20 protein-coding genes are annotated in these 23,313 nt (G+C 60.6%); 11 read left to right on the top strand and 9 right to left on the bottom strand.

All coding sequences use genetic code 11. The features are described from left to right. Positions 1-68: 68 nt before the first annotated feature. From ppc to E1573_RS23520, 7 genes are all read left to right on the top strand, one after another. Positions 69-2,696: a phosphoenolpyruvate carboxylase gene (gene ppc, locus E1573_RS23550; protein ID WP_133216942.1), complete on the top strand. Its 2,628-nt coding sequence runs from the start codon at positions 69-71 to the stop codon at positions 2,694-2,696. 254 nt (positions 2,697-2,950) lie between these two features. Next, on the top strand, positions 2,951-3,601 hold the full coding sequence (gene adk / locus E1573_RS23545) for an adenylate kinase (protein ID WP_133216941.1): 651 nt from the start codon (positions 2,951-2,953) through the stop codon (positions 3,599-3,601). An 86-nt stretch (positions 3,602-3,687) separates the two neighbouring features. Further along, positions 3,688-4,362 carry a tRNA (adenosine(37)-N6)-threonylcarbamoyltransferase complex dimerization subunit type 1 TsaB gene (gene tsaB / locus E1573_RS23540; protein WP_133216940.1) on the top strand — a complete coding sequence of 225 codons (675 nt, stop codon included), beginning with the start codon at positions 3,688-3,690 and terminating at the stop codon, positions 4,360-4,362. Positions 4,363-4,562: 200 nt separating this feature from the next. Continuing rightward, entirely contained in the window at positions 4,563-4,850 is a 288-nt protein-coding gene (locus tag E1573_RS23535; protein WP_133216939.1) for a hypothetical protein, read from the top strand. A 3-nt stretch (positions 4,851-4,853) separates the two neighbouring features. Beyond that, a complete protein-coding gene (locus E1573_RS23530) occupies positions 4,854-5,723 on the top strand; it encodes a DUF72 domain-containing protein (RefSeq protein ID WP_133216938.1) in 870 nt (289 codons plus the stop codon). Positions 5,724-5,756: 33 nt separating this feature from the next. Beyond that, entirely contained in the window at positions 5,757-6,587 is an 831-nt protein-coding gene (locus E1573_RS23525) for an oxaloacetate decarboxylase (protein ID WP_133216937.1), read from the top strand. Between the two features lie 5 nt (positions 6,588-6,592). Next, positions 6,593-7,288 (top strand): extensin family protein, encoded by a 696-nt coding sequence (locus E1573_RS23520; RefSeq protein ID WP_133216936.1) that lies wholly within the window; start codon positions 6,593-6,595, stop codon positions 7,286-7,288. Between the two features lie 3 nt (positions 7,289-7,291). On the opposite strand, the gene E1573_RS23515 is transcribed toward E1573_RS23520, so the two are convergent. Next, the gene (locus E1573_RS23515; RefSeq protein ID WP_133216935.1) at positions 7,292-7,915 is read right to left on the bottom strand and encodes an energy transducer TonB; all 624 of its coding nucleotides are present in this window, start codon (positions 7,913-7,915) and stop codon (positions 7,292-7,294) included. 98 nt (positions 7,916-8,013) lie between these two features. On the opposite strand from E1573_RS23515, the gene E1573_RS23510 reads away from it, so the two are divergent. Beyond that, positions 8,014-8,793, top strand: a complete 780-nt coding sequence (locus E1573_RS23510; RefSeq protein ID WP_165957382.1) for a class I SAM-dependent methyltransferase — start codon at positions 8,014-8,016, stop codon at positions 8,791-8,793. Here E1573_RS23510 and E1573_RS23505 read toward each other — a convergent pair whose 3' ends face one another. After that, positions 8,794-9,429: a TetR/AcrR family transcriptional regulator gene (locus E1573_RS23505; RefSeq protein ID WP_133216934.1), complete on the bottom strand. Its 636-nt coding sequence runs from the start codon at positions 9,427-9,429 to the stop codon at positions 8,794-8,796. A gap of 193 nt (positions 9,430-9,622) precedes the next feature. Between E1573_RS23505 and E1573_RS23500 the strand changes: the two genes are divergently transcribed. Then, entirely contained in the window at positions 9,623-10,723 is a 1,101-nt protein-coding gene (locus E1573_RS23500; protein WP_133216933.1) for an efflux RND transporter periplasmic adaptor subunit, read from the top strand. Positions 10,724-10,728: 5 nt separating this feature from the next. Further along, positions 10,729-13,794 (top strand): efflux RND transporter permease subunit, encoded by a 3,066-nt coding sequence (locus tag E1573_RS23495; protein WP_133216932.1) that lies wholly within the window; start codon positions 10,729-10,731, stop codon positions 13,792-13,794. Positions 13,795-13,866: 72 nt separating this feature from the next. Here the strand turns inward: E1573_RS23495 and E1573_RS23490 are convergent, their stop codons facing one another. The 3 genes from E1573_RS23490 to plsB are packed head-to-tail and all read right to left on the bottom strand — an operon-like array spanning position 13,867 to position 17,485. Beyond that, positions 13,867-14,556, bottom strand: a complete 690-nt coding sequence (locus E1573_RS23490; RefSeq protein WP_133216931.1) for a DUF4197 domain-containing protein — start codon at positions 14,554-14,556, stop codon at positions 13,867-13,869. Positions 14,557-14,588: 32 nt separating this feature from the next. Further along, positions 14,589-14,987, bottom strand: coding sequence for a YbaY family lipoprotein (locus E1573_RS23485; RefSeq protein WP_133216930.1), 399 nt, complete (start codon positions 14,985-14,987; stop codon positions 14,589-14,591). A gap of 11 nt (positions 14,988-14,998) precedes the next feature. Further along, a complete protein-coding gene (gene plsB, locus E1573_RS23480; RefSeq protein ID WP_133216929.1) occupies positions 14,999-17,485 on the bottom strand; it encodes a glycerol-3-phosphate 1-O-acyltransferase PlsB in 2,487 nt (828 codons plus the stop codon). Between the two features lie 222 nt (positions 17,486-17,707). Here plsB and E1573_RS23475 point away from each other — a divergent pair, with 222 nt between their 5' ends. Next, a complete protein-coding gene (locus E1573_RS23475; protein WP_028942973.1) occupies positions 17,708-17,917 on the top strand; it encodes a cold-shock protein in 210 nt (69 codons plus the stop codon). 97 nt (positions 17,918-18,014) lie between these two features. Here E1573_RS23475 and E1573_RS23470 read toward each other — a convergent pair whose 3' ends face one another. The 4 genes from E1573_RS23470 to E1573_RS23455 all read right to left on the bottom strand — a co-directional run bounded on the left by E1573_RS23470 (position 18,015) and on the right by E1573_RS23455 (position 23,156). Then, entirely contained in the window at positions 18,015-18,392 is a 378-nt protein-coding gene (locus tag E1573_RS23470) for a hypothetical protein (RefSeq protein ID WP_133216928.1), read from the bottom strand. A 17-nt stretch (positions 18,393-18,409) separates the two neighbouring features. Continuing rightward, positions 18,410-19,222, bottom strand: a complete 813-nt coding sequence (locus tag E1573_RS23465) for a putative RNA methyltransferase (RefSeq protein WP_133216927.1) — start codon at positions 19,220-19,222, stop codon at positions 18,410-18,412. Then, positions 19,222-20,373 (bottom strand): succinyl-diaminopimelate desuccinylase, encoded by a 1,152-nt coding sequence (gene dapE, locus E1573_RS23460; RefSeq protein ID WP_133216926.1) that lies wholly within the window; start codon positions 20,371-20,373, stop codon positions 19,222-19,224. Before dapE ends, E1573_RS23465 begins: the two co-directional genes overlap by 1 nt. A 194-nt stretch (positions 20,374-20,567) precedes the next feature. Then, positions 20,568-23,156, bottom strand: coding sequence for a glycosyltransferase (locus E1573_RS23455; RefSeq protein WP_133216925.1), 2,589 nt, complete (start codon positions 23,154-23,156; stop codon positions 20,568-20,570). Positions 23,157-23,313 lie beyond the last annotated feature (157 nt).

The following is a 23,313-nucleotide window of genomic DNA, read 5'->3' as shown; positions in this document are numbered from 1 at the left end:
AAGCATGACCGGTACTGGGGCACTCTGAAGCCAGAGCGGTTTTCCAGGAATGCCGGAGACGAAGGCTGATGACTGATATCGATGTGCGCTTGCGTGAAGATGTTCATTTGTTGGGCGAGTTGTTGGGGGACACCATTCGTGAACAACACGGAGAGGCGTTCCTGCAGAAGATCGAAGACATTCGGCGCAGCGCCAAGGCTGACCGCAGCGGGGCTGGCGAGCAATTGAGTTCGACCCTCAATGACTTGGCCGAGGACGAACTGTTGCCTGTGGCGCGGGCATTCAACCAGTTTCTGAACCTGGCCAACATTGCCGAGCAGTATCAGTTGATTCGCCGCCGCGACGCTGATCAAGCTGCACCGTTTGAATCCCGGGTGTTACCTGAACTGCTGGCACGCCTCAAGGCGGCCGGCCACAGCGATGACGCCCTGGCACGCCAAGTCGGCAAACTGAATATCGAGCTGGTGTTGACCGCCCACCCCACCGAAGTGGCCCGCCGCACCCTGATCCAGAAGTACGATGCCATCGCCGCGCAGCTGGCGGCGCAAGATCACCGCGACCTGATTCCGGCCGAGCGCGAGCAAATCCGTGAGCGCCTGCAGCGCTTGATCGCCGAAGCCTGGCACACCGAAGAAATCCGTCGGACCCGACCTACACCGGTGGATGAGGCCAAATGGGGCTTTGCAGTGATCGAGCATTCGCTCTGGCACGCCATTCCTCATCATTTGCGTAAAGTCGACAAGGCGTTGCATGACGCCACTGGCCTGCATTTGCCGCTTGAAGCCGCGCCAATCCGCTTTGCCTCCTGGATGGGCGGTGACCGTGACGGCAACCCCAATGTCACCGCTCCGGTAACCCGCGAGGTGCTGTTGTTGGCGCGCTGGATGGCCGCCGACCTGTTCCTGCGCGACATCGAATCGCTGGCTGCTGAATTGTCCATGCAGCAAGCCAGCGAGGCGCTCAGGGCCAAGGTAGGCGATGTTGCCGAGCCGTACCGCGTGCTGCTCAAACAGTTGCGTGACCGCCTGCGCGAAACCCGCACTTGGGCTCAAAGTGCCTTGAAGTCGCCGCAGGCGCCTTCAGCGCTGGTGTTACATGACAACCATGAGTTGTTCGAACCGTTGCACCTGTGTTTCGAGTCGTTGCATGCCTGTGGAATGGGGGTGATCGCCAATGGCCCGTTGCTCGACTGCCTGCGCCGGGCGGTGACCTTCGGCTTGTTCCTGGTGCGTCTGGACGTGCGCCAGGATGCAGCCCGGCACACCGCAGCGCTGAGCGAGATCACCGAGTACCTCGGGCTGGGGCGCTACGCCGACTGGGATGAAGACGCCCGCATTGCGTTCCTTGCGCAGGAACTCAACAGCCGTCGTCCACTGTTGCCGGGTTACTTCAAACCACAGGCCGATACCGCCGAAGTGCTGGCCACCTGTCGCGAGATTGCCGCGGCGCCTGCGGCATCGTTGGGGTCTTACGTGATCTCTATGGCGGGTGCGGCTTCTGATGTGCTGGCTGTACAGTTGCTACTCAAAGAGGCCGGCGTTCAGCGGCCGATGCGGGTGGTGCCGCTGTTCGAAACCCTGGCCGACCTTGATAACGCCGGCCCGGTGATGGAACGCCTGCTCGGGCTACCGGGCTACCGCAGTGCGTTGCACGGCCCGCAGGAAGTGATGATCGGCTATTCCGACTCGGCCAAGGATGCAGGCACGACCGCCGCGGCCTGGGCACAGTACCGGGCACAGGAGACGCTGGTGCGCATCTGTCGCGAACAGCAGGTCGAACTGTTGTTGTTCCATGGTCGTGGCGGCACGGTCGGGCGCGGCGGTGGCCCAGCGCATGCGGCGATTCTGTCGCAGCCGCCGGGATCAGTGGCCGGGCGTTTCCGCACCACTGAACAAGGCGAGATGATCCGCTTCAAGTTCGGCTTGCCGGACATCGCCGAGCAGAACCTGAACCTGTACCTGGCTGCGGTGCTGGAAGCGACCTTGCTGCCGCCGCCACCGCCGCAGCCCGCCTGGCGTGCGCTGATGGACGAGCTGGCGGCTGATGGCGTCCAGGCCTACCGTGGCGTGGTGCGCGACAACCCTGAGTTCGTCGAGTATTTCCGCCAGTCCACGCCGGAACAGGAGTTGGGGCGCCTGCCGTTGGGCAGCCGCCCGGCCAAGCGCCGCGCTGGTGGTATTGAAAGCCTGCGGGCGATTCCGTGGATATTCGGTTGGACGCAAACCCGCTTGATGTTGCCCGCCTGGCTGGGTTGGGAAGCTGCCCTGAATAACGCCTTGAAACGCGGACAAGGCGAGTTGTTGGCCGAGATGCGCGAGCAATGGCCGTTCTTCCGCACCCGTATCGACATGCTGGAAATGGTCCTGGCCAAGGCTGATGCCGATATCGCCCGCTCCTACGACGAACGTCTAGTGCAACCAGAACTGCGACCTTTGGGTGCGCATTTGCGCGACCTATTGTCGCAGGCGTGCCAGGTGGTGTTAGGCCTGACAGGGCAGCCGGTGTTACTGGCACATAGCCCGGAAACCCTGGAATTCATCCGATTGCGTAACACCTACCTGGACCCGCTACATCTATTGCAGGCTGAGTTGCTGGCACGTTCGCGCAAGCAGGAAGCCGCTCTGGACAGCCCGCTGGAGCAGGCCCTGCTGGTCACTGTGGCCGGTATCGCGGCCGGCTTGCGCAATACCGGTTGAGGTCAAGTGCAACGCCATCAAGCGTTGCTGCAAGAAAGGGAGAATGCTTGCAAAGCAATGGGTTGCGCTCAGCGCAACCTGTGCTTTATTCGGCACAGTTGTGTGGTTTTTTCCAACTTTCGACCGCTTGTGTGGCTCGAAGGCGCTGTGTATCTTGAGCAGCCTTTTGACTGATTTGTAGTCATCACCCCAATTCCGGACTTGGCCCTCTGCGCCGACTCCATTGATTTGCTTACAAAAATGAGGAGCACAATATGCGCGTGATTCTGCTGGGAGCTCCCGGGGCCGGTAAAGGTACTCAGGCAAAGTTCATCACCGAAAAATTCGATATTCCACAGATCTCCACCGGCGACATGCTGCGTGCTGCGGTCAAGGCAGGCACCCCGTTGGGTCTGGAACTGAAGAAAGTCATGGACGCCGGTCAGCTGGTCTCCGATGAGCTGATCATCAGTCTGGTCAAGGAGCGTATCGCCCAGCCAGATTGCGCCAATGGCTGCCTGTTCGATGGTTTCCCGCGCACCATTCCCCAAGCGGAAGCAATGGTTGCCGCTGGTGTCGATATCGATGCCGTGGTCGAGATCGCCGTGGACGACGAAGAAATCGTTGGCCGCATGGCCGGTCGTCGTGTGCACCTGGCTTCGGGCCGCACCTACCACATCCAGTACAACCCGCCGAAAGTTGAAGGCAAGGACGATGTCACTGGCGAAGACCTGATTCAGCGCGACGACGACAAAGAAGAAACCGTGCGTCATCGTCTGTCGGTTTACCACAGCCAGACCAAGCCGCTGGTCGACTTCTACCAGAAGCTGTCGGCCGCCAATGCCGGCAAACCGAAGTACAGCCACATCGAAGGCGTCGGTTCGGTTGAAGCCATCACCGCCAAGGTGCTGGCTGCACTGAGCTGATCGACGTTTGATACGCAGACAACGGCCCGCTTGCGGGCCGTTGTTGTTTATAATGCCGCACTTTTTAATTTCGCCTGGATACCCCGATGACCACCTTGTTGGCCCTGGATACCGCCACTGAAGCCTGCTCTGTCGCCTTGCTGCATGACGGTAAGGTTTCCAGCCATTACGAGGTGATTCCGCGCCTGCATGCACAGAAACTGCTGCCCATGATTCAGCAGTTGCTAGCCGATGCCGGCACCACCCTGGCCGCCGTCGACGCCATCGCCTTCGGGCGTGGGCCAGGGGCGTTCACCGGGGTGCGTATTGCCATTGGTGTGGTGCAAGGCCTGGCCTTCGCACTGGAGCGTCCGGTACTGCCGGTGTCGAACCTGGCGGTGTTGGCTCAGCGTGCCCTGCGTGAACAGGGTGTGAGCCAGGTAGCGGCCGCCATCGATGCGCGCATGGATGAGGTGTACTGGGGTTGCTATCAGGCGGTCGACGGTGAAATGCGCTTGCTCGGTAACGAAGCCGTTCTGCCACCTGAGCGCGCTGTTCTGCCAGAAGGCACCAGTGGCGAGTGGTTTGGCGCTGGCACCGGTTGGGGTTATGCCGAGCGCATCCCAGTGGCCCTGAGCGGCCAGGATGCCAGCCTGCTACCGCATGCCGAAGACCTGCTGACCCTGGCCACGTTTGCCTGGCACCGAGGCGAGGCGATTGCTGCTGACCAGGCCCAACCGGTTTACCTGCGCGATAACGTGGCAACTCCGAAGGCGCGGTAGCACCCGGTAGGAGCGGGCTTGCCCCGCGATTGCGATCTGACTGACAGAACGCAATCGCGGGGCAAGCCCGCTCCTACTCGTCTATTATTCCAAGTACAAATAAAACCTTTCGCTCGAACTGTGGTCCAGTTATCAGTCGGGCATTAGCGAAGGAATACTGATGCTGCTAAATTGCCATCATTACTCCTGAGAAGATCGCCATGCGCATCGACGGTTTTTCCTCACAGTCTTACCCAATCAAGCGGGCCCCGCGCAAAGCGCCGGTTCGTAACGATGATGTGGACGAGGACCTGCCTGGCGAGTTCGAAGTACAGCCTCAGGCCAGCAGTGGCCAAGCTCGCACCGCTGGCTTGCCAGCGCGTCAGCAAGACATGATCTTTCCCCGCGCGCGCAACAAACGCACCGCCCAGGCCCTGGCCAGCTACCTGACCACTGCAGGTTTCGTTGACTGGGAGATGGAAGTGCTGGGGCTGGACCTGTACATTTGATGGATGAGTCTGTCCACGCTTCCCTATTTTCTTGGTTGCCCTTCCTGGAGTGAAAACGCCTGGCGTGAGTACCTCTACCCAGCGGATGCCAAAACCAGCGATTTTCTTGGGCTCTACAGCCAGGTGTTCAATGCTGTAGAAGGCAACACCACGTTCTATGCCCGCCCGGCACCGGCCACGGTTGAGCGCTGGGCGCAAACCATGCCCGCGCATTTTCGCTTCACTGCCAAGTTTCCCGGCGATATCAGCCACGCCGGTGACTTGCGCGAACAATTACCGGCGGCGCACTCCTTCATCGAATTGCTCAAGCCACTGGGCGCGCGCGTGGCGCCGTTCTGGTTGCAACTGCCCTCGGCGTTTGGCCCGGCGCGGATGGGCGAGCTGATCGCCTTTCTGAATGAGGTCGATGCGCCGATTGCCGTGGAAGTGCGCAACCGTGCGTTCTTCGCCAAGGGTGATGAAGAACGTTTGCTCAATCGGCTGCTGCAAGGGCGGGGTGTTGAGCGTATCTGTCTCGACCCGCGCGCCTTGTTCAGCTGTGCTTCGGATGACCCCGGTGTTGTTCATGCCCAGGCAAAAAAGCCACGGGTACCGCCACGACCCACTGCCTTCAGCCAGCATCCCCAGGTGCGGTTTATTGGTCATCCGGAGTTGGAAGCCAATGAGCCGTTCCTGTTGCCGTGGCTGGACAAAGTCGCTGCCTGGATTGAGGAAGGGCGCAGCCCCTATGTTTTCCTGCATACTGCCGATAACCGCTTGGCCGCTGCGCTGGCGCAGCGCTTTCACCGTGGCTTGATGGAGCGCCTGCCTGGCTTGCCGGCTTTGCCTGAACTGGACAGAGCGCCTGAGGCCGAACAACTCGGCCTGCTCTGAACGCGCCCTGCCGCCTGCCCGGGAGCCGTGATCATGGATGTACAAACCCTGCGAGCCGAAGCTTTCAAAGCCTTGCATGAGCGCGAAGGCGCTTTTGTCATTCCCAACCCGTGGGACGCCGGCTCGGCCAAATTATTGGCCAGCCTGGGCTTCGAGGCGCTGGCTACCACCAGTGCCGGGTTGGCTTTTTCCCTTGGCCGGCCAGATGCCGAAGGTGCGATGTCGCTGGATGAGACTCTGGCCAACGCTCGCGCCATTGTCGACGCCACGGCCTTACCGGTAGCGGCAGATCTGGAAAACGGTTTCAGCGATGATCCCAGCGGCTGCGCCGAAGCCATTATGCAGGCTGCGCAGGCAGGGCTGGTTGGCGCTTCCATCGAAGATGCCAGTGGTAACCCTGACACACCCATCTACAGCTTTCACCACGCAGTGGAGCGGGTCGAGGCTGCAGTGGCCGCCGCTCGCAGTCTGGATTTCCCGTTCATGCTCTGTGCCCGTGCCGATAATCTACTGCATGGCCAGCAGGACCTGGATGACACCATCGTCAGGCTGCAAGCCTTTGCCGAAGCCGGGGCCGACGTGCTGTACGCCCCCGGGCTGCGCACCGCGCAGGAGATCCGCCGTGTAGTGCAGGCAGTGGCGCCCAAACCTGTGAATGTCTTGATGGGCATCAGTGGCGTGACGCTCAGCTTTGCAGACGTGCAGGCGCTGGGCGTCAAGCGCGTCAGCGTTGGCTCATCCTTGGCCAGGCTCGCCTATGGTGCGTTCTTGCGCGCCGCTCAAGGGATACATGACGGCGGCCGTTTCGACTATGCCGACCAGGCGCTGCCGTTTGCAGAACTCAACCAGTTGTTCAGGCGTTGAGCAGGATGCGCAAAGCTGTTGCCGTACTGGTTTGTCTTTTAGTGGTAGCGATTCTGGTGACGGCCTGGCAGTGGGGCTGGCGCCTGCCGGCGGCCTGGAACCCCTGGGCGGCTCTGGATGTGCAAGATCCTCCCAATCTGTTGACGCCCTATAAGCTCAGCCGCTTGCGTGATAATCCGCAGCTGTGTGCACAAGCGTTGGCGACGTCGGGCTTGCGTTATCGCAAACAGGCCGACAGCCCGGCTGATGTGCCGTGCCCGCTGGAAAACGTGGTGCGTGTCGAGGGTTCCTCGGTACGCCTGAGCAGTAGCTTTGTCGCCAGTTGCCCTTTGGCGGTGGCATATGCCCTGTTTGAACGGCATGCATTGCAACCTGCGGCGCAACGCGCGTTTGCGCAGCCGGTGGTGCAAGTCGATCATCTGGGCAGCTTTGCCTGTCGCAACATGTACAACCGCAAAGTAGGGCGTCTTAGTCAGCACGCTTCGGCCAACGCTCTGGACATCGCCGGCTTTCGCTTGGCTGATGGTCAGCGCATTCAGTTGCTCAAGGACTGGCCAGGGGAGGGGCGCAAAGCACAGTTTTTACGGGATGTGCACGCCAGCGCCTGCGACAGCTTCAATACGGTGTTGGGGCCGGACTACAACGCCGCCCACCGTAATCACTTTCATCTGGACATGGGGTTCTGGCAGATCTGCCGCTGAACGTCAGGCGGCGATACGCACGTTGTTCAGCACCACTGGGCGCGCCCAACGAGTGTCGAAGTCCAGCGCCGATTGCTGGGCCACCAGGGTTGGCTCGTCGAAGGGCTCAGGCGCGGGGTCCAGCAGGCCCATCTCGAATTCAGCGATGGGCAGGAACAGCGCTTTGGGCGAAGGCCCAGGGCCAGGTTCAGGAATCGGATGGCCCTGGCTCATGACCACAGGGCGGACCCAGGTGTTGCTGATGTCCAATTGACGCTGTTGTTCGATCAACTCGGCATCGCTGTAGGGCGGTGCAAGCTTTTCCAAAAGTTCGGGTTCGAACTCGGCAATCGGCAGGAACAATGGCTCGGGTGGAGCAACTTCGGTGTCTTGAACATTGCACAAGCGCTGACGATTGATATGTGCCAGTACCTGGCTGCCGCCCACCGGCTCGCCAGTGACTTCATCGACGGCGTCGATGGCGAAGTCCTCGGTTTCGGCACCTTCAGTGCCTTGCTGCTCAGCCAGGGCGCGGGCAAAAAAGTCCTGCCACAGGTGGCTGACGCCGCCCAGTGCTTGGGTGTTGTGCCGGCCGTAGTTGCCTACGGTCGAGATATAACCTGAGCTGAGCTGAAGAATGTCGGTCATGGCAGTCGCGGGCCGTGAAGGTCTGGCAAAATAGCGAATACTTCGTATATCGGCCGTGGCCGACGATCATTTAATTTTTTTGAGAACAGGATTTGAGCGTGGAGCAACTGGCGGACGGCGGTATCCGGGTCGAGGCGTTGACAGCCGATTATCAGGCTTCGGCCCAGGCATGGGCTCAGCGCCTGAGCCTGCCGCTTTCGGATGACAGCGCAGCGTTTGCCGTGCAAGTGGGCGCCAGCGGGCTGCAAATCCAGCAGCTCGGCCCACAGGCGCCAGGGCCAGTGCGTGTGGACTTTGTCGAAGGGGCAGCAGCTCACCGGCGGGTGTATGGCGGTGGCAGCGGGCAGATGATCGCCAAGGCGGTGGGTATTGCGCAGGGGGTGCGCCCGCAGGTGCTCGATGCCACGGCCGGGCTGGGCAAAGATGCCTTTGTTCTGGCCAGCCTGGGCTGCCAGATGACCTTGATCGAGCGTCAGCCACTGATTGCCGCGCTACTCGAAGATGGCCTGGTCCGCGCCGCCGCTGACGGTGAAGTCGGCCCGATTGTCGCGCGCATGCAATTGCTCACCGGCAATGCCATTGAACGTATGCGTAACTGGCAAGGCGAGCCACCGCAGGTAATCTACCTCGATCCGATGTTCCCGCACCGGGACAAGAGCGCCCTGGTGAAAAAGGAAATGCGCGTGTTTCGCCCGCTGGTGGGTGACGATCTGGATGCACCCGCGTTGCTTGAAGCTGCGCTGGCACTGGCCAGCCATCGGGTGGTGGTCAAGCGCCCGCGCAAGGCGCCGATCATCGACGGCCCGAAGCCGAGTCACAGCCTGGAAGGTAAATCGAGCCGCTACGATATCTACCCGAAAAAAGCCCTCAAGGCGTGATCAGGTGCGATAGGCGCGCAGGAACATGCTGACCACTTCCTCGACATGGGCCCGGGCCTCCTCGGCATCCAGCGCCGGGGCATAGCCGAGCAGCAATCGATAATTCGGCGCCCCCTTGAGCAGGCAAAAAAAGTGTTCTGCCGCGCGGTCGGGGTGCTCGATACGTAGCAAGCCGCGCTGATCGACACGCTGCAGCAGCACCTCCATTTCACGCAACACCCGCAACGGGCCGGCTTCGAAGAATATCTGGCTGAGTTTGGGGTCTTGAGCACCGAGGGTCATGATCAGCCGGGTCAGTTGTATGGACTGGTCGCTGCTGATCAATGCCTGGAAACCACAGCCGATGTTGAGCAGCACCTGCTCCAGTGGCACGCCGTCGGGCAGTTCGAAAATCAGCTCCGGCAACTGTGCGGTGCAGGTGGCGTAGATCGCCGAACTGAATAACGTCTCTTTGTCGGTGAAGTGGCTGTAGACCGTCAGTTTTGACACACCTGCCGCTGTAGCGACCGCATCCATGCTGGTGCTGGCATAACCAAGCGTCAAAAACAGCTGCTTGGCCGCCTCGAGAATGGCCTGGCGCTTGGCCAGGTCCTTGGGCCGGCCGGGGCCGACGGGAGCGGTTAGATCGTTGGGCATGGGTGATTTATACAGATTTCGTTGAGTGACCATGGTACATCGGCAGCCCGCAACGAGCTGTCAGATATCGTCATAATAAAAGTGTGTTAAGACGTTTTTTCTCTTGGGCGCATGCTTCCCCGGGTGGAGTCGCTGATTTAATATACTCGCCAGTATAAATATTCAAAGCGCCACTCGCGAAAGGTCATTCATCATGTTGCGCCATGCCTTGCCCCTCGCTCTGCCTGTCGGTCTTGCCTTGTTGCTCACTGCCTGTGGGCAGGAAAGCGCACCGCAGACAACCCTGCGCCCCGCCATGGTGGTACAGCCGCAACCGGCCAGTGCTGCCGCTGACAGTTATCCGGGCGAAGTGCATGCGCGCTTTGAACCGGAGCTTGCGTTCCGCATTGGCGGTAAGGTCAGCAAGCGCCTGGTAGAAGAGGGCCAACGGGTCAAGGCCGAGCAGCCGTTGGCCGAACTGGACCCGCAAGATGTGCGCCTGCAACTGGAGGCCAGCCGTGCGCAACTGGCGGCCGCCGAAGCCAACCTCAACTTGGTCAAAGCCGAGCGTGACCGCTACAAAACCTTGTTGGAGCGGCAGATGGTCAGCCGCTCCCAGTACGACAACGCTGAAAACCTTTACCGTGCCGGCCTGGCCCGGCTCAAGCAGGTACGGGCCGAGTTCGATGTAGCCGGCAACCAAACCGAATACGCCGTGCTGCGCGCCTCTCAGGACGGAGTGATCGCCAAGCGTCAGGTTGAAGTCGGGCAAGTGGTTGCCGCAGGCCAGACTGTGTTCACCCTGGCAGCCGATGGCGAGCGGGAAGTGCTGATCGGTTTGCCAGAGCAGCAATTCGGGCGCTTCAAGGTCGGTCAGCCAGTGTCGGTCGAACTGTGGTCGCAACCGGATCAACGCTTCAACGGGCGCATTCGCGAGCTGTCGCCGTCGGCTGATCCGCGCTCACGCACCTTTGCCGCGCGCATCGCTTTCACTGCTGGTTCGGTACCGGCAGAGTTGGGCCAAAGCGCCCGGGTCTACATCCAGCAAGCTGAGCAGGTGCCGTTGTCGGTACCGCTGTCGGCGCTTACCGCCGAGAACGGCCAGACCTACGTCTGGCGCGTCGACGCCGACAACACGCTCAAGCGCGTTGCGGTGCGGGTGGGAGCGTATGGTGAAAACAGCGTACCAGTGCTCGAAGGCCTCAACGCTTCGGACTGGGTAGTGGCGGCAGGCGTGCATGTGCTCCAGGAGGGGCAACAGGTGCGTCCGGTAGATCGTTCCAATCGTGTGGTGAATCTGGCGGCCAAGGAGTAAGTCCGATGGGTTTCAACCTTTCCGCCTGGGCCTTGCGCAACCGGCAGATTGTGCTGTTCCTGATGATTCTGTTGGCGCTTGTTGGCGCCTTGTCTTACACCAAACTGGGGCAGAGTGAAGATCCACCTTTCACCTTCAAGGCCATGGTGATCCGGACCATTTGGCCGGGCGCCAGTGCTGAAGAGGTGTCGCGCCAGGTGACTGAGCGCATCGAAAAGAAGCTGATGGAGACTGGTGAGTACGAGAAGATCGTTTCGTTCTCCCGCCCGGGTGAATCCCAGGTTACCTTCATGGCACGTGACTCGATGCATTCGAAGGATATCCCCGAACTGTGGTACCAGATCCGCAAGAAGGTTGCGGACATTCGCCACACCCTGCCGCCCGGCATTCAGGGGCCGTTTTTCAATGACGAGTTCGGCACCACCTTCGGCAACATCTATGCGCTGACCGGCGAAGGCTTCGACTATGCCGTGCTCAAGGATTACGCCGACCGCGTGCAGATTCAACTGCAGCGGGTCAAGGACGTGGGCAAGGTCGAGCTGATCGGGCTGCAGGACGAAAAGATCTGGATCGAGCTGTCCAACCTCAAGCTGGCCACCCTTGGGTTGCCCCTGGCTGCTGTACAGCAAGCCCTTGAGGAGCAGAACGCGGTCAGTACCGCCGGCTTCTTTGAAACTCCCAGCGAGCGCTTGCAGCTTCGTGTGAGCGGTCGCTTCGATACGGTCGAGCAAATTGAGCAGTTCCCGATTCGGGTCGGTGATCGTACCTTCCGTATCGGTGATGTGGCCCAGGTACGTCGCGGCTTCAACGATCCGCCCGCACCGCGCATGCGCTTCATGGGCCAGGATGCTCTCGGCCTCGCCGTGTCGATGAAACCTGGCGGTGACATTCTGGTACTGGGCAAGGCGCTCGAGGCCGAATTCGCCCGCATTGCCAACAATCTGCCAGCGGGTATGGAGCTGCGTAAGGTTTCCGATCAGCCAGCCGCAGTAAAAACCGGTGTGGGTGAGTTTGTCCGGGTTCTGGTCGAGGCGCTGGCGATTGTGTTGCTGGTGAGCTTCTTCTCGCTGGGCATGCGCACGGGGCTGGTGGTGGCTCTGGCCATTCCACTGGTGTTGGCGATGACCTTCGCCACCATGTATTACCTGGGCATCGGCCTGCACAAAATCTCCCTCGGGGCCTTGGTGCTGGCCCTAGGGCTGCTGGTGGACGATGCGATCATTGCCGTTGAAATGATGGCCATCAAGATGGAGCAGGGCTTCGACCGTATCAAAGCGGCCAGCTACGCCTGGACCAGCACCGCGTTCCCGATGCTTACCGGCACGCTGATTACCGCCGCCGGCTTTTTGCCGATTGCCACGGCGCAGTCGAGTACCGGCGAGTACACCCGTTCGATTTTCCAGGTGGTGACCATCGCGCTGGTGGCTTCGTGGATTGCCGCCGTGGTGTTTGTGCCTTATCTGGGGGAGCGCCTGTTGCCCGACCTGGCCAAACTGCATGCAGCCAAACACGGCGCCGCAGAAGGCGGCCCGGACCCTTACGGTACGCCGTTCTACCAGCGGGTACGACGCGTGGTGGGCTGGTGCGTGGAACGGCGTAAAACCGTGATCGTTGCGACCATAGCCCTGTTCATCGGTAGCATCGTGTTGTTCCGTTTCGTTCCCCAGCAATTCTTCCCGGCCTCCGGGCGTCTGGAACTGATGGTTGATCTGAAACTGGCCGAAGGCGCCTCGCTCAGCAACACTGCCGATCAGGTCAAGCGCCTGGAGGCAATGCTCAAGGAGCGTGCGGGAATCGACAACTACGTGGCCTACATCGGCACCGGCTCGCCACGTTTCTACCTGCCGCTGGACCAGCAACTGCCCGCCGCCAGTTTCGCCCAGTTCGTGGTGCTGGCCAAGACCATCGAAGAGCGTGAAGCCTTGCGCAGTTGGTTGATCAGCACGCTGAATGAGCAGTTCCCTGACCTGCGCTCACGGGTAACGCGCCTGGAGAACGGCCCGCCAGTGGGTTACCCGGTGCAGTTCCGGGTTACTGGTGAGCACATCGAAGAAGTCCGTGCGCTGGCGCGTAAGGTGGCGACCAAAGTGCGCGAGAATCCGCATGTGGTCAACGTGCACCTGGACTGGGAAGAGCCGAGCAAAGTGGTGTACCTCAACATCGACCAGGACCGCGCCCGTGCGCTGGGAGTGAGCACGGCCAACCTGGCCAAGTTCCTGCAAAGCTCGCTGACCGGCTCTTCGGTCAGCCAGTTCCGGGAAGACAACGAACTGATCGAGATCCTCCTGCGTGGCACTCAGCAGGAGCGAACCGAGCTTGCTAGCCTGCCGAGCCTGGCGGTGCCGACCGACAATGGCCGCAGTGTGGCGCTGTCGCAGGTGGCCACGTTGGAGTACGGCTTTGAAGAGGGGATCATCTGGCATCGCAACCGTCTGCCGAGCGTCACCGTGCGTGCCGATATCTATGGCAAGGAGCAGCCGGTCACCCTGGTCAAACAGATCCTGCCGACCCTGGAGCCTGTGCGCGCTGAACTGCCGGATGGCTATTTGCTGGAGGTGGGTGGCACAGTAGAAGACTCTACCCGTGGGCAAAAATCGGTTAACGCCGGTGTGCCGCTGTTCATTGTCGTGGTACTGACCCTGCTGATGCTACAACTGCGCAGCTTCTCGCGCACGGTGATGGTGTTCCTCACCGCACCGTTGGGCTTGATCGGTGTGACCTTGTTCCTGCTGGTGTTCCGCCAACCCTTTGGCTTCGTTGCGATGCTGGGAACGATCGCGCTATCGGGGATGATCATGCGCAACTCGGTGATTCTGGTCGATCAGATCGAACAGGACATTGCTGCCGGGCTGGACCGCTGGCAGGCGATTATCGAGGCAACAGTCAGACGTTTCCGGCCGATCGTACTGACCGCGCTGGCGGCGGTGCTGGCGATGATCCCGCTGTCACGCAGCGTGTTCTTCGGGCCGATGGCGGTGGCGATCATGGGGGGCTTGATCGTGGCTACAGCGTTGACGCTGCTGTTCTTGCCGGCGCTGTATGCCGCTTGGTTCAGGGTGAAGAAGGGCTGAATCGCGGGGCAAGCCCGCTCCCACAGTGTCTACTGATCTCCAGTGGGAGCGGGCTTGCCCCGCGAAATTGTTTTACAGCGCGCCAAACACCTTCTTGGCCAATCCGGTGGCGGCTGCCGCCGGATTCTGGCGAATGGTTTCTTCCTGCTTGGCAATCATGTCGAACAGGCCGTTGAGCGCCTGCTCGGTTACGTAACCTTCGACATTGGCGTTCTTGGCATCCAGCACGCCCAGCGTCGCGGCTTGCCCGGCGAAGCTGTTGTATTGCTGGGCCAGGCCAACTTGGTCAGTGGCTTTTTTGACAATCGGCAGGAACTTGGCGCGCAGCTGTTCGCGGCTGGTTTTGTTGAGGTACTGAGTGGCCGAGTCGTTGCCGCCAGCGAGAATGCCTTTGGCATCATCGACGGTCATCTTCTTCACCGCATCGACCAGCAGCGCTTGGGCCTGGGGCACGGCCGCTTCAGCGGCTTGGTTCATGCTGGTTTCCAGCTGTTCAACCTGGGCGCCCATACCGAACTGCTTCATTTTCTTCGCCACTTTGCCGAGGTTACCCGGCAGTTCGATGCGCACTTCAGGGTTGTTGCTAAAACCACCGGGCGTACCCAGTTGCTTGACGGCCACCTGGGCGCTTTGGGTCAGGGCATCTTTGAGGCCGCCCGAGGCGTCTTTTTGCGACAAGTCGCTGAGCGACAGTGCCAATGCGTTGGCCGAGAGCAGCACGCCGGCGCACAGGCCGGTGAAGGTAAGAGCAGAGCGGAGCATGGCAGCTTCCTTATCTAGAGTCAGAACGACATTCAGCGAACCGCATCAACCTTGATGCGCACGGGTTGCGAGTCGGTGCCGTCGAGTTTCACACCGTGGTGTTCGGTATTGATGAACAGCAGCTTACCGTCCAGCTCGATACGCGCACTAACGGCGTAGCGGTGGCCGGGCTTGACCTGAGCCGGGTCGTAGCTGAGGTGGAAGGGCAGTGGCACGTTACCTTTGATCGGGCCATTCTGGCTGGCTAGGGTCACGGCTGGGGCATCCATTAGCGAAACGTCCTGCAGGCTGACGCTCAGGGTGGCGGCAGGCGGCAGGGCGATGCGTTGCAGGTAGAACACTTCCCCGTCGAGGCTGGCCTTGGAAGGCTCAGAGGTGCTGCTGCAAGCGGCCAACAGGCTGCCAAGCAGGATCACGGACAGTTTTTTCATCGGTAACTCCTTTATGCCGGGGATTCGGTGACGTCTTCACTGCGATGCAGGGCCACTTGGCGAATCGACAGGCGAACCTCCGCCGACAGCACCCGCTTGGCCGCCCCTTCGGCCAGTTCGCTGAGTTTTTCATGGTAGCCGAGCTTGCCTTGGGTATCCGGGCGCAGTACGCCCTGCTCGATCTGGGTCTGAATGAAATGGCGGAACAAGGTTTTGTCGAAAAATTCTGGCGCGTTGAGCCCATGCAGAATCGACAGGCGCTGGGCCATGACCACGCACAAGTCTTCCAGTTCTTCAGCACTCAGTGTGTGCTGGCCGCTGTTGAGCAGCAGTGCCGTGGCCATGTAGAAGCGCTGCAGGGTTTGGGTGATGGCGCGTGCCAGTAAGGTCAGCAGCACGAACTGGCGTGAGCTTGGCGCCGGACGCATGTAAACGCCGTTCTCGTAGCGCAGCAGGCCTTGTTCGACAAAAGCCTCCAGCCATTGGTCTATGACCGCATCGAGTTCGTCGAGCTCCCAGCGAATGAACAGCTCCGATTGCAAGTACGGGTATAGCGCGCGGGTGTATTGCAGGATCAGTTCGCGGCTCATGCGCGAACTGCTCTGGAAGAAGCTCGCCAGCAAGGCGGGCAGGGCAAAGATGTGCAGCACGTTGTTGCGGTAGTAGGTCATCAATACCGCGTTTTGCTCGTCCAGATAGAGGATCTTGCCCAGCGCATCGCTCTGCTCGGCCAACAGGTCCATGCCTTTGACGTGGCTGATCAAGGCCAGGCCGTCACCGTCCGGCAACGTGGTGTGCGGCGAGTAGGGTACTGTGCGCAGCAACGCCAGGTACAGGTTCAGGATCCGCGCCAGGGCACGCTCATCCAATGCCAGGCGGCTGGTGGACAGCAGCGCCAGGGCCACCAGGTTGACCGGGTTGATCGCTGCCGCTTCATTCAGATGGCGGGCGACTTTCTCACCCAGGCGCGAGGTGGTTTCATTGAGCCAGGCGGGGCGGAACTGCGGGGCGTGCGTCTGTTCACGCCAGCCAGGCTGTTGCTGGTCGAGGAAGGCACCGAGGCGAATCGGTTCGCCGAAGTTCACCGCGACTTGGCCGAAACGCTGTTTCAACGCGCCGACCACTTTGAAAATGTCGAAAATTGACTCTTTCTTCTTGCTCGCTCCGCGCAATTCGCCCAGGTATGTGCGGCCTTCAAGCACACGCTCGTAGCCAATGTACACCGGTACAAAGACAATCGGCGTACGCGATGAGCGCAGGTAGCTGCGTAGCGTGATAGCCAGCATGCCGGTCTTCGGCTGCAGCATGCGCCCGGTACGCGAGCGGCCGCCTTCGACGAAATATTCCACCGGGAAACCCTTGGTAAACAGGGTGTGCAGGTATTCGTTGAACACGGCGGTGTACAGCGGGTTGCCCTTGAAGGTGCGGCGCATGAAAAACGCCCCGCCCCGGCGTAGCAAGCCACCGATTACGGGCATGTTCAGGTTGATGCCGGCGGCAATGTGCGGCGGAGTCAGACCATTGCGAAACAACAGATAGGAGAGCAGCAGGTAGTCCATATGGCTGCGGTGGCAGGGCACGTAAATGACTTCGTGGCCTGGCGCGATGCTTTGCACCTGTTCAATGTGATTAACCTTGATGCCGTCGTAGATCTTGTTCCAGAACCAGCTCAGCACCACTTCGAGGAAACGAATGGCGGTGTAGGTGTAGTCTGAGGCGATTTCGTTGCCATAGCGCAGGGCTTGGGCTTCGGCTTTGGCCAAGGGGATTTTCTCGCGCTCAGCCTCGTCGGCAATGGCCTGACGTACCAGCGGGTCGTGGACCAGGCCTTTGACCAGGTTGCGGCGGTGCGAGATGTCCGGACCGATAACGGCGGACTTGAGGTTGCGAAAATGCACCCGCAGCATGCGTTGGGCCATGCGCACGGTCCGTTCGTGGCCTTTGTTGTGCTGTACCAGCTCGCGCACATGAATCGGTGCAGAAAACTGAACGCGGGTTTTACGCCCCAGAATCAGCACTGTCAGCAGCCGGCGCAAGCGGCCGGTCACTGCCCAGCTGTCGGCAAACAATAGCTTCCACGGGCTGGACTCACTGGCTGGTGACTGGCCCCAGAACACGCTGACCGGGATGATCTGAGCGTCTTCCTCAGCATGCTGGCTGACCGCACTGACCAGCCGCGACAAGGTCGGTGGTGCGCCGCGTTTGTCCTGGCGGCCCAACCAGTCGGGTTCGGGGGTCAGGTAGAAAAATGCTGCTGGCTCCTGCAGGGCGCCGATGGTCACGGGCAGAACTGGGCGTGGCAGCCCGGCTTTGGTGCATTCGCGGTCGAGCACCGCCAGGTCGGTCAGTGACGGTGACTGCAAGGCATAGAACACCGGTCGGCTACGGTCCAGGTTCAGGGTAAAGGAAGACTGATTGATAGTCTCGGAGCGCACCCACAGGTACAACAGGCGACGCAGAGCGCCAAAGATCAAGCGGCGCAGGGGAGAACGGGTCATACAGTGTGTGCTCTGGGTGAATTTTTTCGAGTGATTGCTCAGTCGGTTAGTGTGACGTATCTGCGCAAGTTCAGCAAAATGCACGCTCGTCATAAAAATTATTTCAAGCCTGACATATACTCGGTCCGCAGCTTGCAGGAGTAATCCTCAAGCTGTGTCGGCGGAGGCAGGTGATCCTCTGCTAACAAGGCGATTCCAAAATAAAAACCCGGAGTAGTTCAGATGTCGTCTCGTGAGACTGGAAGTGTGAAGTGGTTCAATGACGCTAAAGGTTATGGCTTCATTCAGCGTGAAGGTGGCGCCGATGTGTTCGTTCACTATCGTGCCATTCGGGGTGAGGGGCATCGCACGCTGATCGAAGGGCAACAGGTTGAATACAGTCTCACGCAAGGTCAGAAAGGCCTGCAGGCGGAAGACGTAATCGGGCTGTAAGCGCTTTAGATCGCTAGTTTGAGGCTACAAGCTGCAAGCCGGCCGTGCCAGGTTTGTAACTTGTAGCTTGCGGCTTGTAGCTTGCAACCTGCAGTTGTTACTGCGTTCGCCAGGTGATTTCTTCTTCGCCGTCGGCGCTGATGCGGATCCAGCGATCAGCATCTTCTTCACCTTCTTCCTCTACCCAACTGCCGGGTGCGCAGCGCACCTCGACATTCAGCGCAGCGAAAGCGGCACGCGCGCAAGCGATGTCATCTGCCCAAGGCGTCTGATCGCTTTCCAGGTAAAGACTGTTCCATTTGCCTACAGCCTTCGGTAACCAGGTAACTGGAATGTTACCGGCCTTGCACTTGTAGGTCTGACCTTTTTGCTGCCATTCGCTGCACGGGCCCAGTGTTTCGCTGAGCCAGGCGGCGATCTGCTTGTGGTCGACGTCGGCGTCTTTGAGATAAATCTCGATATCGGGTTGGCGCATGGGGGCTCCGGGTGTGCTCAGTCTTGGCGCACAAAATAATCGTAACGCATCGATACCGTGACCTCGAAAGGTTCGGCCTGTTCAATGACACGCGCGCGTTTTTCCGCGCTGGCGCGCCAACCATGAGGTGTCATGGCCAGCAGGTCGGCGCGGGACTTGCCATCGACCAGGCTCAGACGAAAGGTCAGGGTTTCGCTGTGGGCATGCTGCATGCCCGCCGGAACCAGCGCCAGGTGCTTGTCGTCGGCATAGTCACGCACTTCATCATAGAGCTTGTGACGCAGCTCGATCAGATGGTCGTTGGTGGGGCCGACACGCATCAGGCCACCGCCCGGGGCCAGCAGGCGCAGGGCCTCCTGCCAGTCGAGCGGGCTGAACACACTAGCGAGGAACTGGCAACTGGCATCGGCCAGCGGAACCCGCGCCATGCTGGCTACGAGCCAGGTCAGTGCCGGGTTGCGCTTGCACGCGCGCTTGACCGCCTCGCGCGAGATGTCCAGGGCATAGCCATCTGCCGCTGGCAGCGCCTGGGCGATCTGCGCGGTGTAGTAGCCCTCGCCGCAACCGATATCCAGCCAGCGTGCCGGGGCGCGCTCGGCGGCAAGTTCAGCCAGGCGTTGGGCTACCGGGGCGTAATGCCCGGCATTGAGAAAGTCGCGACGTGCCTCGACCATTGCCTGGTTGTCGCCGGGGTCGCGGCTGTTCTTGTGCTGCACCGGCAGCAGGTTCAGGTAGCCTTGGCGGGCCCGGTCGAAACGGTGCCCGGCCGGGCAGGCCACACCGTTGTCGACCGTATTCAGCGCTGCGCTGCAGATAGGGCAGATGAGCATCAGGCGAGCAACCGGGTCAGGGTCTGGTAGTAGATTTCGGTCAGCACGTCGAGGTCGCTGGCCAGGATGCGCTCGTTGACCTGGTGGATGGTAGCGTTGACCGGGCCCAGCTCGACCACCTGAGTACCCAGGGTGGCAATGAAGCGACCGTCGGACGTACCACCGCTGGTCGAGGGCTGGGTTTCACGGCCAGTGACGGCCTTGATGCTGGCGGCCACTGCGTCGAGCAGGTCGCCCGGCTCGGTCAGAAACGGCAGACCGGACAGTGCCCAGTCCACATGCCAGTCGAGTTGATGCTTGTCGAGGATCGCCGCAACGCGGGCCTGCAGGCCTTCAACGGTCGACTCGGTGGAGAAACGGAAGTTGAACAGCGCCGTCAGTTCACCGGGTACCACGTTGGTAGCGCCGGTGCCCGAGTTGAGGTTGGAGATCTGAAAGCTGGTTGGTGGGAAAAAGGCGTTGCCTTCGTCCCAATGCTCGGCTGCCAGTTCGGCCAGCGCTGGGGCGGCGAGGTGGATCGGGTTTTTGGCCAAGTGCGGATAGGCCACGTGGCCCTGCTTGCCACGTACGGTGAGTTTGGCGCCGAGCGAGCCGCGGCGACCGTTCTTGACCACGTCGCCGACCAGGCTGGTGCTCGACGGTTCGCCGACGATGCACCAATCAAGACGCTCTTTGCGCGCTGCAAGACGCTCGACCACAGCCTTGGTGCCGTGGTGGGCCGGGCCTTCTTCGTCGCTGGTGATCAGGAACGCCACCTTGCCACGGTGATTCGGGTAATCGGCCACGAAGCGCTCGGTGGCCACCACCATGGCCGCCAGGCTGCCTTTCATGTCGGCAGCACCACGGCCGCAGAGCATGCCATCGGCGTCGATCAGGGCATCGAACGGATCGTTCTGCCAGGCCTGCACCGGGCCGGTTGGCACCACGTCGGTGTGGCCGGCAAAGCACAGCACCGGGCCTTCCTGGGTGCCATGGGTCGCCCAGAAATTGTCAACGTCTTCGATTCGCATGGGTTCCAGCATGAAACCGGCATCGCCCAGGCGCTGCATCATCTGTTTCTGGCAATCGGCATCGACCGGAGTCACCGAGGGGCGACGAATCAGGTCGCAGGCCAGTTGGAGGGTAGGCGAAAGGTCGGCTGGGGCCGTCATTGGGGGAACTCCGGGGGCAAGGCAGGGCACGAATTCGAGGGGCGTTATCTTATAGCAAATCAATCAGATGAGGGTGACCGGTGGGAGCAGGCTTGCTGTAGGAGCGGGCTTGCCCCGCGATTGCGATTTATCAATCAACATCGCATCGCGGGGCAAGCCCGCTCCCACAGCAAGCCTGCTCCACCGGAAGGTTGTCAGGCCTGGGCTGGCTGGGCAGCGTCCACTGGCTTGGGCAGCGACGACAGCATCGCCATGATCAGTGCCGCCAGGTACGGCAGCGACTGCACCAGCAACATGGTTACCCAGAAGCGCATGTCATTGCTCGGCAGGCCCTGCACCAGGTAAATGCCGGCGGCGGCCCCCCATAGCAGCAACATGATGAACAACTCTTCGCGGGCTTCGGAAAGTGCCACCATGAAACCATGGCTGTCGGCATTCTTCGGCGTACGGAAGAACGGAATACTACTGGTGAAGAAACCGTACAGCACTGCCTTGGCAATGGTATGCGACAGCGCAAGGCCGGCCAGGGCTGCAGCAAAGGCATCCTTGAGGTTGACCCCGACTGCTCGACGGTACAGGAACACGATCTTGCCGACCTTGAATACGAACAAGGCCAAAGGTGGGATAGCGAAGATCAGCAGTGGTGGATCAACCCGTTGCGGCACGATGATCATCGCCGCCGACCAGAGCAGAGCACCTACGGTGAAGAAGATGTTCATGCCATCGGCAATCCACGGCAACCAGCCGGCCAGGAAGTGATAACGCTGGCCACGGGTGAGTTCGGTGTCCTTGCCGCGCAACAGGCTGGCGGTGTGACGCTTGATGATCTGGATGGCGCCGTAGGCCCAGCGGAAGCGCTGCTTCTTGAAGTCAATGAAGGTGTCGGGCATCAGGCCCTTGCCATAGCTTTCGTGGGAATAGGCGGCCGAATAGCCCTTTTCGAACACCCGCAGGCCGAGTTCGGCGTCTTCACAGATGCACCAGTCCGCCCAGCCCAGCTCTTCGAGTACCGAGCGTCGGGTCATGGTCATGGTGCCGTGCTGGATGATCGCGTCACGATCGTTACGGGTAACCATGCCGATGTGGAAGAAGCCCTTGTACTCGCTGTAGCACAGCTTCTTGAAGGTACTTTCGTTCTGGTCGCGGTAGTCTTGCGGCGATTGCACCACGGCGATTTTCGGGTCGGCGAAGTGCGGCACCATGTGCTTGAGCCAGTTACGGTCCACGCAATAGTCCGAGTCGATCACCGCGATCACTTCGGCATCTTTGGCGGTGTGCGGGATCAGGTAGTTCAGCGCGCCGCCTTTGAACCCGGCCAAAGGCGAGACATGGAAGAACTTGAAGCGCTCGCCGAGCAGTTCGCAATGCGCCTTGATCGGCTCCCAGACCGCCGGGTCTTTGGTGTTGTTGTCGATGATCAACACTTCGTAGTCCGGATAATCCAGGGCAGCCAGGGCATTGAGGGTCTGTTTGACCATCTCCGGCGGCTCGTTGTAGCACGGCACATGCACCGAGACTTTAGGGCGATAGGCGCTGTCGGCCTGTACGGGCAAGAACTCCCGGCGCCGTTTGTGAATCCACACCGCCTCGGCCAGTTCATGGGCTTCGGTCAGCAACACGATGAACACCCCGAGCGCCCCAAGGGCGAGCAAGAAGCCCACCGTCAGGCTGAACCAGGTGCTGTACTGCTGGCTGTAGTCGTAACCGATCCAGACCAGCACCGAACCACACAGGAAGGCGATAAAGGTCAGGAAGGTACGGCCACGCTGGCGCAGTGCCGAGCCATCGATCAGCAGCAAGGTCAGCGAGAGCATCGCCAGTACCACCGAGCCCACGGCCAGCACGCGCCATTGTGGAATGGCCACTACCGGGCCTTCAAAGTTGAATTTTTGCTGACGCTCGGCGTTGAACACACCCCAGTAGGCGCCAACTGAACCTTCGTCGCTGGCCTTCCACGGTTGGTCATAGGCTTCAATGACGAAGTAGTTGTAGCCCCGGCGGTTAAGCTGGTTGACCAGCGTGCGCAGGTAGATGGCCTGGTCAGCCGGGGTGGCATCAGCACCGCCGCGCATGCGCCCGTTGCTCGGCCAGCCCACTTCCGACAGCAGCAGCGGCTTGCGCGGGAACAATTGCTTGAGGTCGCGGGCACGGTCCAGTACGAACTGGCCGGCGTCTTTCATCGGGATGAACTCCCAGTACGGCAGAATGTGCGCCGCAATCAGGTCGACGTGCTTGGCCAGTTCCGGATGTTCTTTCCAGATATGCCACTGTTCACTGGTGGTGACTGGCACTTTCACTGCGGCACGCACCCGGTCCAGGTACTGGATCAGCGCTTCAGGGGTGATCTCTTCACGGAACAGCGCTTCGTTGCCGACCATCACCCGAACGACACTGCGCGAGCTATTGGCGAGTTCGATGGCTTTCTGGATTTCCCGCTCGTTGCGCTCAAGGTCCGGGCTGATCCACACACCCAGGGTAACCCGCAGGCCGAACTCTTCGGCCAGGCGTGGAATCTCGGCCTGAGTGCCTTCGACGGTATAGATACGAATGCTGTCGGTCAGCTTGCTCAGCTGCTCAAGATCCTGGCGTAGCTCGTCTTCCGTCGGGTATTGGCCCTTTTGTGGGCTTTCACCGAGGCGAAATGGCGAATAGGAGAAGCCAGAAATCTGCTCTGGCCAGTTGGGGGCGGAAACCGGGCGATTGATCAGTGCCCAGAACCCGGTGAATAGCGCGGCGATTGCCATGACTATTACCAGGTTGATACCAAATTTACGCGATGACATAGAGAGTTCGGGTTCCGAAAGGTGGAACGGGCGGGCGCCGAAGGGCGCGGTTTCTGCGCTTTGTCCGCCTATGCTGTGTAAGAGCATTGTGGCGGCAATGGTTAGATTGACTTCAGGTGCTGAAGTTCGAAGGCCCGTGCTGTTGTCGTCCAGGACT

The sequence above is a fragment of the Pseudomonas sp. H9 genome (assembly GCF_004353925.1).
Taxonomy (GTDB): Bacteria; Pseudomonadota; Gammaproteobacteria; order Pseudomonadales; family Pseudomonadaceae; genus Aquipseudomonas.
The sequence above is the reverse complement of the archived record's forward strand: the minus strand, read 5'-3'. Positions and strand labels throughout refer to the sequence as shown.

Excerpts from the sequence above, each read along its gene's own strand:
- ppc (WP_133216942.1), top strand. The coding sequence starts at position 69 with ATGACTGATATCGATGTGCGCTTGCGTGAAGATGTTCATTTGTTGGGC.
- adk (WP_133216941.1), top strand. The coding sequence starts at position 2,951 with ATGCGCGTGATTCTGCTGGGAGCTCCCGGGGCCGGTAAAGGTACTCAG.
- tsaB (WP_133216940.1), top strand. The coding sequence starts at position 3,688 with ATGACCACCTTGTTGGCCCTGGATACCGCCACTGAAGCCTGCTCTGTC.
- E1573_RS23535 (WP_133216939.1), top strand. The coding sequence starts at position 4,563 with ATGCGCATCGACGGTTTTTCCTCACAGTCTTACCCAATCAAGCGGGCC.
- E1573_RS23530 (WP_133216938.1), top strand. The coding sequence starts at position 4,854 with ATGAGTCTGTCCACGCTTCCCTATTTTCTTGGTTGCCCTTCCTGGAGT.
- E1573_RS23525 (WP_133216937.1), top strand. The coding sequence starts at position 5,757 with ATGGATGTACAAACCCTGCGAGCCGAAGCTTTCAAAGCCTTGCATGAG.
- E1573_RS23520 (WP_133216936.1), top strand. The coding sequence starts at position 6,593 with ATGCGCAAAGCTGTTGCCGTACTGGTTTGTCTTTTAGTGGTAGCGATT.
- E1573_RS23515 (WP_133216935.1), bottom strand. The coding sequence starts at position 7,915 with ATGACCGACATTCTTCAGCTCAGCTCAGGTTATATCTCGACCGTAGGC.
- E1573_RS23505 (WP_133216934.1), bottom strand. The coding sequence starts at position 9,429 with ATGCCCAACGATCTAACCGCTCCCGTCGGCCCCGGCCGGCCCAAGGAC.
- E1573_RS23500 (WP_133216933.1), top strand. The coding sequence starts at position 9,623 with ATGTTGCGCCATGCCTTGCCCCTCGCTCTGCCTGTCGGTCTTGCCTTG.
- E1573_RS23495 (WP_133216932.1), top strand. The coding sequence starts at position 10,729 with ATGGGTTTCAACCTTTCCGCCTGGGCCTTGCGCAACCGGCAGATTGTG.
- E1573_RS23490 (WP_133216931.1), bottom strand. The coding sequence starts at position 14,556 with ATGCTCCGCTCTGCTCTTACCTTCACCGGCCTGTGCGCCGGCGTGCTG.
- E1573_RS23485 (WP_133216930.1), bottom strand. The coding sequence starts at position 14,987 with ATGAAAAAACTGTCCGTGATCCTGCTTGGCAGCCTGTTGGCCGCTTGC.
- plsB (WP_133216929.1), bottom strand. The coding sequence starts at position 17,485 with ATGACCCGTTCTCCCCTGCGCCGCTTGATCTTTGGCGCTCTGCGTCGC.
- E1573_RS23475 (WP_028942973.1), top strand. The coding sequence starts at position 17,708 with ATGTCGTCTCGTGAGACTGGAAGTGTGAAGTGGTTCAATGACGCTAAA.
- E1573_RS23470 (WP_133216928.1), bottom strand. The coding sequence starts at position 18,392 with ATGCGCCAACCCGATATCGAGATTTATCTCAAAGACGCCGACGTCGAC.
- E1573_RS23465 (WP_133216927.1), bottom strand. The coding sequence starts at position 19,222 with ATGCTCATCTGCCCTATCTGCAGCGCAGCGCTGAATACGGTCGACAAC.
- dapE (WP_133216926.1), bottom strand. The coding sequence starts at position 20,373 with ATGACGGCCCCAGCCGACCTTTCGCCTACCCTCCAACTGGCCTGCGAC.
- E1573_RS23455 (WP_133216925.1), bottom strand. The coding sequence starts at position 23,156 with ATGTCATCGCGTAAATTTGGTATCAACCTGGTAATAGTCATGGCAATC.